Source organism: Metabacillus rhizosphaerae, assembly GCF_037201795.1.
Taxonomy (GTDB): domain Bacteria; phylum Bacillota; class Bacilli; order Bacillales; family Bacillaceae; genus Metabacillus; species Metabacillus rhizosphaerae.
Map to the genome: position 1 here is coordinate 1,440,933 of NZ_CP147403.1, position 11,933 is coordinate 1,452,865.

At 34.8% G+C, this 11,933-nt stretch carries 9 protein-coding genes; 8 read left to right on the forward strand and 1 reads right to left on the reverse strand.

The window, feature by feature from the left end; all coding sequences use genetic code 11:
- The first annotated feature begins 221 nt into the window (after positions 1-221).
- From WCV66_RS06865 to WCV66_RS06895, 7 genes are all read left to right on the forward strand, one after another.
- The gene (locus WCV66_RS06865; protein WP_338788397.1) at positions 222-1,325 is read left to right on the forward strand and encodes a glycoside hydrolase family 105 protein; all 1,104 of its coding nucleotides are present in this window, start codon (positions 222-224) and stop codon (positions 1,323-1,325) included.
- Positions 1,326-1,481: 156 nt separating this feature from the next.
- On the forward strand, positions 1,482-2,171 hold the full coding sequence (locus tag WCV66_RS06870) for a GntR family transcriptional regulator (RefSeq protein ID WP_338788398.1): 690 nt from the start codon (positions 1,482-1,484) through the stop codon (positions 2,169-2,171).
- 207 nt (positions 2,172-2,378) lie between these two features.
- Entirely contained in the window at positions 2,379-3,299 is a 921-nt protein-coding gene (locus WCV66_RS06875; protein WP_338788399.1) for a dihydrodipicolinate synthase family protein, read from the forward strand.
- Positions 3,300-3,329: 30 nt separating this feature from the next.
- The gene (gucD, locus tag WCV66_RS06880; RefSeq protein WP_338788401.1) at positions 3,330-4,787 is read left to right on the forward strand and encodes an alpha-ketoglutaric semialdehyde dehydrogenase GucD; all 1,458 of its coding nucleotides are present in this window, start codon (positions 3,330-3,332) and stop codon (positions 4,785-4,787) included.
- 305 nt (positions 4,788-5,092) lie between these two features.
- Positions 5,093-6,268 (forward strand): mandelate racemase/muconate lactonizing enzyme family protein, encoded by a 1,176-nt coding sequence (locus tag WCV66_RS06885; protein ID WP_338788402.1) that lies wholly within the window; start codon positions 5,093-5,095, stop codon positions 6,266-6,268.
- Positions 6,269-6,875: 607 nt separating this feature from the next.
- Positions 6,876-7,835, forward strand: coding sequence for a sugar ABC transporter permease (locus WCV66_RS06890; protein ID WP_338788403.1), 960 nt, complete (start codon positions 6,876-6,878; stop codon positions 7,833-7,835).
- Positions 7,836-7,856: 21 nt separating this feature from the next.
- The gene (locus WCV66_RS06895) at positions 7,857-8,732 is read left to right on the forward strand and encodes a carbohydrate ABC transporter permease (RefSeq protein ID WP_207981878.1); all 876 of its coding nucleotides are present in this window, start codon (positions 7,857-7,859) and stop codon (positions 8,730-8,732) included.
- A gap of 77 nt (positions 8,733-8,809) precedes the next feature.
- Here the strand turns inward: WCV66_RS06895 and WCV66_RS06900 are convergent, their stop codons facing one another.
- Positions 8,810-11,107 carry a helix-turn-helix domain-containing protein gene (locus tag WCV66_RS06900; RefSeq protein WP_338788404.1) on the reverse strand — a complete coding sequence of 766 codons (2,298 nt, stop codon included), beginning with the start codon at positions 11,105-11,107 and terminating at the stop codon, positions 8,810-8,812.
- Between the two features lie 216 nt (positions 11,108-11,323).
- Between WCV66_RS06900 and WCV66_RS06905 the strand changes: the two genes are divergently transcribed.
- Positions 11,324-11,920 carry a hypothetical protein gene (locus WCV66_RS06905; protein ID WP_338788405.1) on the forward strand — a complete coding sequence of 199 codons (597 nt, stop codon included), beginning with the start codon at positions 11,324-11,326 and terminating at the stop codon, positions 11,918-11,920.
- Positions 11,921-11,933 lie beyond the last annotated feature (13 nt).

Consider the following 11,933-nt stretch of genomic DNA (forward strand, 5'->3'; position numbering starts at 1 on the left):
TGATAATTAATGTCAACTAGAAGTCTATTAATAAAGAGTAGCGTAATATATTTATATACACACAAGGTTATTCTAGCTGTCTAAATTTGCTTAGATGAAATGCTTCTTGTTGACAACGCTTTCAACTTACTTTTAAATATAAGGAAATATTGATTATTTTTTCATTTTTTGTAAAAAATGGTTTTTTACCATTTTAGAAGAAAGCTAGGAGGGGAAGTAAGATGGATTATGAATTAGTAGGAAAGTTGAAAACGCAATATATGAATGGGTGTGGTAAATGGTATTCGTCAAGATGGCACTACATAGAAGGTTGTATCCTTAAGGCATACTTAGATAGCTATCAATACACAGGTAATGAGGATGATTATCTTTTTGTAAAGAACTTTATTGACAAACTCTTTAATGAGAATGGAGAAATTGATGCGATTAAGATCCAGTATTACAATATTGACCAAATTCGAATGACATCTATTTTATTTACGCTTTTCAAGAAGGAAGGAGATCTAAAATATAAAAGAATACTAGATTTAATTTATAACCAATTAGAAACCTATCCAAGAACAGATAGCGGGAGTTTTTGGCATAAAACAAATTATGAAAATCAAGTTTGGTTGGATGGTCTTTATATGGGGCAACCATTTTATGTTCAATATATAAAGGAATTTCAAGAGGAAAAGGATTACTCAGATACGCTACAGCAATTTAGAAATGTACGTAAGTTTCTATTTGATGAGAAAACTCAACTCTATGTCCATGCATATGATGAAAGTCGCGAGATGTTTTGGTGTGATAAGAAAACGGGTCGTTCACCACATGTATGGGGCCGTGCAGTAGGTTGGTATGTGATGGCATTAGTTGATATTATTGAAATTTTAGAAGGTGAGGAAGGATTTAGCGAGGAATTAAAAAGCCTTTTAGAAGAAACTGTAGATGGGATGCTGCAATATCAGCATGAAAATGGTATGTGGTATCAAGTTGTTGATTACATCGGTGAAGAAGGAAACTACTTGGAAACAAGCGGAACATCAATGCTGTCTTATGCCATCTTAAAAGGAGTCCGTCTTGGCTATTTGCCCAAAACCTATAAAAATAACGGTGTAGCCGCATTTGAAGGTACAGTAAAGAAGTATATTCGTGAGGAAAATGGTGAAGTATTGCTTGGTGGTATATGCAGAAGTGCTGGTTTGGGGACAAATCCAGATACAGGGATCGTTCGTGATGGTAGTTATGAATATTATGTATATCGTGAAAAAGTCGTAGAAAACAACGGACATGGAGTAGCTCCTTTGTTAATGGCTTATAATGAGATGCTAATGCTTAAATAGATAGTCGTATGTTTTAGATTAATAAACAAAAATTACAATGAAGTATAACCCTGAATCCTTTATCTGATAATTCGGTATTTACAGGAAAAAACGCTTATGCTAAAATATGATATATCAGATATCAGTACTACAGGAAACATAAAATGGAGGAGTTTTATGAGTGAACAATCCATAAATAGGGACTTATTTTCAATGAAAACTGAACAAGTAAAATCACTTAGAGATATTGTCATTGAATCCCTTCGAGAAGCAATAGTAACTGGTCGATTTAAGCCTGGAGAACATTTAAAAGAACGGGAGCTCTCAGAAATAATGGGAGTGAGTACTACCCCTATAAAAGAGGCATTTCGAATGCTTGGTTATGAAGGGTTAGTTGTAACTATCCCAAGAAAAGGTACATATGTTTCCGATTTAGCGGAAACTAGTATTCAGGAGGTGCAAATGCTAAGGGCTGCAGTTGAAGGAGTTTGTGCAAAACTTGCTGCAATGAAATTAACGGAAAAAACCGAATTAGCATTGAAACATCAAATTGAAAAAATGGAATTTCTTTTAAATAATAATGAAGTTGATCAATTGATAGAAGAAAACACAAAGTTTCACCGTTTGATTAATGAGGTAGCTGGTAATCCGATGATGTTGCAAATTACAGATAATATTTCGAGTTTTGACAAAGCCTTTCGGAAAAGAGCCTTAAAAGAAGAAAGCGAGTTACGAGCTGGTTTCTCCGAACATAAAGAAATATATGAAGCAATTATTTCAAAAGATCCAGAGCTTTCTGAACAGGTAATGAAACAGCATATTTTAAGAACGGCCCAAGATGTTTTAAATGGATCGAAAGAAAAGTAGATCATCCTTAAAGTACTTGTTCTGTATGGGAAAAAGCAGCGATATTGCTTCTATAGAAGATGCCCCTTCTGAACAAGTACTTTATTTTACTAGTGTTGTTATTTTTGAAAGCGCTAACTAATTGAGTTAGTACTCTTAATGAAAAATATAAGCTATGAAAGTCTTAGATCCAAAGAGATCTTTGTGCTTAGCAAAAAGGAGGAAACGATGTATTACGCTGAATTTAGGAAAAAATTCGAAACGATATCGGGAATTACAATTACACCATTTAAAAAAGATACGAAAGAAATAGATTGGAATGGAGTGCAAGAGAATGTTGAGTTTCTCATCAACAAAGGTGTAAAAGTCATAGTACCTTGTGGGAACACAAGCGAATTCTATTCATTAACAATTGATGAAGCAAAAGAAGAGATTAAAAGAGTTGTAGAATATGTGAATGGGCGTGCAATAGTTGTAGCAGGAATCGGCTACTCAGTTGATACAGCCATTGAAATGGGTAATTACGCCAAAATGGTAGGCGCTGATAGTATCATGATTCATATGCCTATTCACCCTTATATTACAGATGAAGGTGCTTTCGATTACTTTGAAACGATTATTGAAGCAGTTGATTTACCTTCCGTCATTTATTTCAAAGATCCTAATTTAAGTGATGATATCCTTTTCAAACTAGCCCCCTTAGAAAAACTTGTAGCTGTTAAATATGCTATTAATGACCTTCCTAGATTTGCAAACACAGTTCAATCAGTACCTAAAGAACTTAATATTGCCTGGATATGTGGGACGGCAGAGAAATGGGCACCATTTTTCTATCACGCAGGGGCAATTGGGTTTACTTCAGGACTAGTAAATTTATATCCTGAAAAATCATTTGAAATGCTTGAAGCACTGCAGTCAAAAAATGAAGCTGTACTATGGAAAGTATGGAGAGAGGTTGTCCCTTTTGAAAATTTGCGAGCTAAATATAATAACGGTAATAATGTTGTCGTTATAAAGGAAGCTATGGAGCATATTGGATTAAACGCTGGGATTACAAGACAACCAGTTGCAGAGCTTAAGGAAAATGATCGTCAAGAATTACGAAATCTTATTCATTCCTGGGGATTTACTCCACATTCAGTCAAGTAAAGATCCAATTAGAAGGGGAAATGATAGCAAATGAGAAAATTATATGCGAATTTCATTAATGGAAATTGGTGTCAATCTAGTAATGACGAAACACTAGAAAGTAAAAATCCTGCAAATACTTCTGAAATTGTAGGATTATTCCCTAGCTCTACCTCAATGGATGTCGACCGTGCTGTCCAATCAGCAAAACATGCTTTTTCATCTTGGAGAAATCTCTCAGCTCTAGAGAGAGGCAACTTTCTTCATAAAACAGCTGATATTTTAGCTGATAAATTGGAAGACATTGCTTATACAGCAACGATGGAAATGGGTAAAACCTTAGCAGAAACAAGAGGTGAGGTTGCTAGGGCGGTTCAAATCTTAAGATATTATGCACAAGAAGGATATCGCAAAATTGGAGATAATATTCCATCTGGTGACAGTCAAAGCCTATTATTTACAACAAGAGTACCCGTAGGCGTAGTTGGAATTATTTCTCCGTGGAATTTTCCAATTGCAATACCGGTTTGGAAAATTGCGCCAGCACTAGTGTATGGAAATACAGTCATATTAAAGCCTGCGTCTGAAACGTCTATCACAGCGATTAAAATAATCGAGGCATTTGCAGAAGCTGAGTTTCCAACTGGTGTTGTTAATATTGTAACAGGTAAAGGTTCTGTCGTAGGTGGAAATTTAATTAATAATTCGGATGTAAATGCAATCAGTTTTACTGGTTCAAATGAAATTGGCAAAGCAGTGGCTATGGGATGCATAGAGCGAGGGGCTAAATATCAGTTGGAAATGGGTGGAAAAAACCCAGCAATTATACTAGATGATGCAGACTTGGATCTTGCAGCAGAACTGACCGTGAATGGGGCAATGAAACATACCGGACAAAAATGTACTGCAACTAGTAGAGCATATATACATGAATCCATTTATGAAGAATTTAAAGCGAAGGTACTTGAGAGAGTAGCCGCAATAAAAATTGGCCCTGGTTTAGATGAATCGACTTATATGGGACCTGTAGCTTCTAAGGCTCAGCTTGAGAATGTCTTACATTATATTGAGGAAGGGAAAAAATCAGGAGCAACATTGCTTACTGGTGGTAAAGTTCCAATAGGAGATGAATTCAAAGATGGATACTATGTAGAACCTACCGTGTTTGAGAATGTGGATAACAAAAATGCCATTGCCCAAGAGGAAATTTTTGGCCCTGTTTTATGCTTATTTAAAGTTACTAGTTTAAAAGATGCATTAAGACAAGCAAATGACAATAAGTTTGGTCTATCTGCATCCTTATTTACAAGAGATTTAGCTAAATCATTTACGTATATTAATGAAATAGAAGCAGGATTAATCAAAGTAAACGGTGAAAGTGCAGGAGTTGAATTACAGGCACCGTTTGGCGGAATGAAAGCATCAAGCTCACATTCAAGAGAACAAGGTGAGGCGGCAAAGGAATTTTTCACATCAATTAAAACAGTCACAATCACCCCAGTTCCGTAAAATGCAATAACAATATGCTACTAGAATCTACATAACAATCATATTTTGCATGAAAAATAAGTCTCTTTTCTAAAAGATTGTTGTTTTTGAACAAAACTGATTAGGTTGATTGGAACGGATATGCGAGACTCCTGTGGGAGTAGCGGGACAGATGAGACCCCGCAGGCGCTTTGCGCTGAGGAGGCTCATCGCCCGCCCCACGGAAAGCTAGCATCCTGGAGTGCCAATCAATCAACCCAATACTATTTTCAAAGCAACAAAGTTTGCGAAAAAAGCCAAAAATAAAATTGTAAGGATGATGGTAATTGAAGATCACAGATATTAAATTAACGGTAGTTGGTGTTCCGCGTCATACTGGTTTTATAAATAAACATATCATCGTGAAGATTTATTCAGATGAGGGAGTAATTGGGATCGGGGAAATGTCAGATTTTTCTCATCTACCGCGCTATGCACCAGATGTTGAGGATTTAACGAAAGTAATCAAGTCAGTTCTCGTTGGTGAAAATCCATTTGATATTATGAAGCTAAACAAAGAGCTCGTCGGAAATTTCCCTGAAGCTATGTACTATTATGAAAAAGGTAGTTTTATTCGTAATGGAATCGATGCTGCACTTTATGACCTTTGTGCAAAATACTTAGGAATTTCAGTTGCGGATATGTTAGGTGGTAGAGTAAGAGACAAAATAAAGGTCTGCTATCCAATTTTTAGAATGAGGTTTATGGATGAAGTAGAGGAGAATATTGAAGTTGTTCGTAAGCGTTTAAATCAAGGTTTTGATGTGTTTAGATTATATGTTGGGAAAAACATAGATGCAGATGAGGCATTTTTAGATGCTGTACAACGTGAATTTGGTCAGAAAGTAAAAATAAAGTCATTAGATTTTAGTCACTTACATGATTGGAAAACGACTCTACAAGCAGTTAAAAGATTAACCAAGTATGATTTAGGATTGGAAATGATCGAAAGTCCTGCACTTGCAAATGATCATGAAGGCCTTAATCATATTCGAATGAGAACAGATTATCCAATTAGTGAACATGTGTGGAGTACTAGACAGCAATACGAAATGATTAAGCATGATTCAGTTGATATCTTTAATATATCTCCAGTGTTTATCGGTGGCTTAACCGCAGCGAAAAGGGCAGCCGCAGTAGCAGAAGTTGCTGCAAAAGGTGTTATTCTAGGAACCACACAGGAATTATCAATTGGAACAGCTGCAATGGCCCATTTAGGAGCAGCACTTACAAATTTAACTTATACTTCTGATCCAACAGGTCCAGAGTTATATATAGGAGACGTAGTTAAAAATAGAGTACACTATAAAGATGGTTATCTCCATTTGCCAGATCGAGGAATAACAGGTTTAGGTATTGAATTGGATGAAGAATTGATAGAAAAATACCAAGTAAAAGATTTGAGCTGGGGAGAAGTCTCTGTCCATCAATTACAAGACCGAACAGCGCAAACGAAAGTCTAAGAAGCGTATGAGTAATGAAATAAAAGTAATTATATAGAAGAGAAATAAAGTCCGCATATTAAAAAGTATCTGTGAAGTATGAGTGCAGATGCTTTTTTTGAGGGGATTTTTTCATATTGATTAGGAACTCCCGATAATCTTTTTATCTATTTTTATAGGTATCAACTCGCTTACTTTTTGTTAGTTTTCCATTTGAAATGGTTAAAAACCAATCGTCAGGCGATATATACGAATGCCTAAATTGCAACCATAAACCGATAATCATTGTATTAGTTTCTAAGATTTGACCAGCTAGAAACCTAGTGTTTTCAAGGGAATATGAGGAAGTGATTATTTACGAAATGATTTTGGTGAAGTAGTCTGTAAATGTGATTCACGAAAAAACAATTAGATAATGGAGGATAGGAAAATGACCAGATCAAGAAAGAATGTTAGTACTACTCTTACACTACGGATAACCACACTTGTCACTCAGTTAAATGAAAGCGCTTAAAAGTACCTCGGACTCTCCAACACATATTAAAAAGAAAAATTGAAGGTTTTCCAAGTGAAGTGAATTGGCAGGGTAGTACCCTTCATACATTCTATTCTAGAAAGGATGATGGCAATGAATAGTGAGGTAGCTGTAAACAAAGATCCTATCGTTTTGAAAGAAGCTCGGCGGAAAGAACTTATGGGGAAAATTAAGAAGAATAAATGGATCTACTTAATGCTTTTACCAGGTATCTTGTATTTCATCATTTATAAGTACATCCCTATGTATGGTTTGATCATTGCATTTCAAGATTATAAACCATACTTAGGAATCTCCGGCAGTGAATGGGTAGGGTTGGAACATTTTGAAAGGTTATTTACAGATCCTGATTTTTGGATGATCTTTGGAAACACGCTTATGTTATTTGCGTTAAATTTAATCCTCTTCTTTCCAATTCCAATCATTTTAGCACTCATGCTTAATGAAGTAAGGTATATGGCATTTAAACGAACAGTTCAAACATTGATTTATATACCGCATTTTATGTCTTGGGTCATCATTGTTTCAATTGGCTATGTCATGCTGACACTAGATGGTGGAGTCATTAATGGATTATTGACTGCTATAGGTTTGGAAAAAATTAATTTCCTTTTGAATCCCGACTGGTTCCGTCCTATTTATATCACCCAGGTAATTTGGCGTGAAGCAGGATGGGGTACGATTATTTATCTTGCTGCAATGGCAGCGATTAATCCCCAATTATATGAAGCTGCAAGAATGGATGGGGCTAGTCGACTCCAGCAAATGTGGCATATTACACTACCAGCCATTAAGGGTGTTATTATCATTTTAGTTATTTTGAAGATTGGTGATGTTCTTGAACTTGGATTTGAACATGTCTTCCTGTTATTAAACGCAGCAAACCGAGAGGTAGCAGAAATCTTTGATACGTATGTATATACTGCAGGATTAAAGCAAGGCCAATTTAGCTACAGTACAGCTGTTGGTTTCTTTAAAGGTATTGTTGGTCTGATTCTTGTTATCTTTGCTAACTGGTTAGCTAAGAAAAGTGGAGAAGAAGGAATTTATTAATTATATAGGGGGGAAATTAGAATGGTTGAAGACAAGTCTTTAGGGAGCCGTATATTTACGATTACGAATATCCTGCTACTATCCATTATTGCATTGGTGACTGTACTGCCGTTTATCCACGTGATAGCAAGTTCTTTTACGACAAGCGCTGAATTAGCAGAGAAGCAATTTGTTCTTTTTCCAACTGAATGGAGCCTTGCAGCCTATAAATATATCTTTTCAACAGATACAATTTTCCGATCACTGTTAGTATCAATTGTTGTCACAGCAGGCGGAACTTTGTGGAGTATGTTTCTTTCTGTCTTAACAGCCTATGGTCTTTCCAGAAAAGATTTAGTTGGTCGGAGGTTTATCATGTTTTTCTTCGTCTTCACTATGCTGTTCAATGGTGGGATGATACCGACTTTCTTAGCGGTAAAATATACAGGATTGCTCGATTCTTTACTAGCATTAATTATCCCAGTTTCAATCAATGTATTTAATATGATTATCTTAAAAAGCTTTTTTCAAGGGTTGCCTGACTCATTAGAAGATGCAGCAAAGATTGATGGTTGCAGTGACTTTGGAATTTTATTTCGAATCATTATTCCTTGCTCAATGCCGGCAATTGCGACCATTTCCTTGTTTTATGCAGTAACGTATTGGAACACATATATGCATGCCATTTTGTATATTAATAATGCCGATCTATGGCCTGTCCAGGTGCTTTTGCGACAAATTGTTGTGTTGGCAAGTGGACTAAACTATGACGGAGCAGAGTTTACAGATGCTCCTCCACCAGAATTGACAGTTAAAATGGCTGTAATTGTAGTAGCTACACTACCGATATTATTGGTTTATCCTTTCCTACAAAAGCATTTTACGAAAGGTGCCTTGCTAGGATCCATTAAAGAGTAAGTGATTAACATGTAACATTAACAATAGGAGCGATCTCAAATCGAGAGAGCTCCTATTGTTTCCTTACTGAAAGCTATTTATTTTGCTTTCTTTAGCTCACGATATTTTCCTGGTGTCGTTCCCTCATTTTTACGGAACGAACGAATAAAGTTTTGTGAGTTATTATATTTAAGCTTTTCGGAAATCTCTTTTACAGACATATTTGTTTCCAATAACCATTTCTTCGCCATATTTATACGATACAACGATAAGTAGTCACTGAACGATATATTTGTCTCTTTGCTAAAGATGGTGCTTAAATAATTCGTATTGTAGTGAAGCCTTGCTGCAATTGACTCTAGTGTGATATCTGTATCAAATTCCTGTTGAACAATATGGATAATCTTATCAGATAGGTTTTTATATTGAGACTCTGTTCGTTCTTCTATTTTATTTATTAAAGGATAAATAATGATGTCCCTAAACCAATATTGGATTTCTGTTAATGTTTTTAATTCATACAAATGATCAAAAAGCGATTTCTTATTATCAAATTCAAAAATTTCGATACCTAATGTTTGCATTAATTCTATTAGATCATTTAGTAGACGAACAATGGAAATTTGATAATGAGTATGATTTAATTCTTTTTCCACGATTTTTGATAAGAGAGTATGTAGAAGTTCATCAATTTTTGGTTTATCACAGACTTTAATGGCATCAAATAATTCATGTTCAATTTGTTTTGGAAAGAAAGTATGAAATGTTTTACTTCTTTGTAAATTATCAAAAAAGATAATCGATTCTTTACCGAATTTTATCGTGTATTTCAGTGCTTCACTGCCTTCTTTGTACGCGTGAATTGTAGAAGTTAAATTGGTAAAAGGTAAACTTATTCCAATGCTGACAGGGATATTCAACTCTTCTTTAACTTTTGTTTGAATCGTTTGAGCGGTGGAGGTGATAAACTGGGTGTATTCCCAGTCAGAATCATGGTCGCTTAAAAAGATGGTAACCTGGTAATAATTCATGACAATCGGCATCATTCTTATGTCGCTTGGAAAAAGATCCTCAATCATTGTATTAATGGCAAATAGTAATAAATCCTCTTCCTTCCTGTTATAGCCTGTCCCTTCAAACGAATCAATTTGGAGCGTAAATACACAAAGTCTCCTCCAGTGCTGATTAAAGCCAAAGGAAGCTAGCTTTGTTTGTAACTCATCTGTACTTATCTTTCCTTGTAAAAGCTTAACCATAAAAAACTGCTTTAATTGTGTCACCTGACCTTGTACCTTTTGTTCTAGCTGAACATTTTGGTCTAACATATGTTGAATTTGATGCTCAATTAAATCAAATTCATTTCGGTGCTCGAGCTCGGGTTTATGATGAAATTTACTTGAAATAAAAGATTGAAGCTGATGAATTGGTCGATATATTCGGTTTGAACCTATGAAAGAAATAATCAAAGACAGAATAAGCAATAATGTACAAATGAAGAAGGTAAACCAACCGATGGAACTCGATTGTTTGTTCAAGTCTTTTATTTTTATTAACGATAGATAGGTCCAACCATTATAATCTGATTTTCGAAATGTAACTTTGTAATCGGTTTCATTAATATCCATATTAAATTGTCCTGATTGCTGCTTAATCTCCTGTAAATTTTGAATCAATTTATGGTTGGAATAGTTTTTCCCGATATTTTTATTTGTACTATGGCCAACGACCTCGAATTTTTCATTTAATATGACCGTCTCTTCCAGGTCAAGATTTTGTGATGTAATGCTTGAAAATTCACATATAGGTATGGTTGCCACAGCAACTCCAGTTTTCCTTACACTATTAATAGGTAATTGTTTAACGAGATTCATATAATGCATACAGGAATTGTTTGCATCTTGATTAAATAATAGTTCGTTTTTCTTTTCCAAAACCCACATCGATTTCGTTGGTAAAGAGAGGTAGTTACGATTAATCTCCGTTGCTTGTTCATTATTGAGTCTACGAAGGCCACTGTTGTTTATGATCCAATTTCCATGAAAACTGACTAATAACACATCTTTCAATCCAGTATCATAGGTTTGAAGATGGCTTAATTCTTCTCTCACCTGATTATATAACTGGAATTGATCTGGAGTTAATGGTTGTCTTAAAGTTTCCGTAAGTTGGGATGAAGAAACTAAATTAGTAAATGAATGATCAACGGTTCTCATAACTTGTTCAATATTGGTTTGAACTTGGTAAATACTATGTTGTTTTTCTTTCGCTACATTCGATTGAATAACCTCTGAAGATTTTAAATAAGAAAATAATCCAACAATAATAACAGGAACAGTCGTTAAAATGATGATAAAGGTCATTAATCGAAAATAGTAGTTTGTTGAATTTTTCTTCATAAGAACCCCCTTACATATCTTTTTTGAAAATTTGCATTATAGTAATTTAATTATATCTTAAAACACGACAATATGGGTATAATCATTATCTTATGTCACATTCAGTATCTCAGTTTTTTTATGTCTGACCACCTATTAATATGCGAAACAATTAACTTAGCTGTGGATATGATTATAGATGTCATATCAATTATCAGGTACGTTAGAGTCAAGAACTTGGATAAGGGGGAGAGGATCGTAAATTTCAATAAAATGGTATCGCTTACAAGCACTAGACACATTTTGATTCGAAATGTATTTCTTATTTCTATTTCTTTACTCATCATATTGCTTATGACTGGCTGTCAGCAAAAAAACGATGATTTTCAGCTATTCATTTTTAAAAACTTACAGGAAGAAACAAAAAAACAAATACGAACAATCATTAACGACAATTCAAGAAGAGATCAACCTATTGATATTGAGTTTCATAATCCAATGCCTGAAAAATTGATTGTAGAGTTTGTGGACCACTCAGGAGATCTCATACTGATGGAAAAGGAGTTATTGTCATCCATTTTCGATCCGGTTGGTTTACATGCTTTGGATGAAATCAAAATTACAAATGATAAAAACGATCTAAAAGAATATCAGTTGAAAGATGAAGAAGGAAATATTCATCTTTATGCGTTACCTATACCACTAGAGTCACCCTTATTAAAGGAGCTTAATTACAATGACTCTGCTGAAATGGTAGGGATTATTCCAAAGTACACAAACTATCAGGATGAAGCTTATAGCATTCTATCTGAATTGGTCAATACAAATAATTAAGAGGTGATATGAA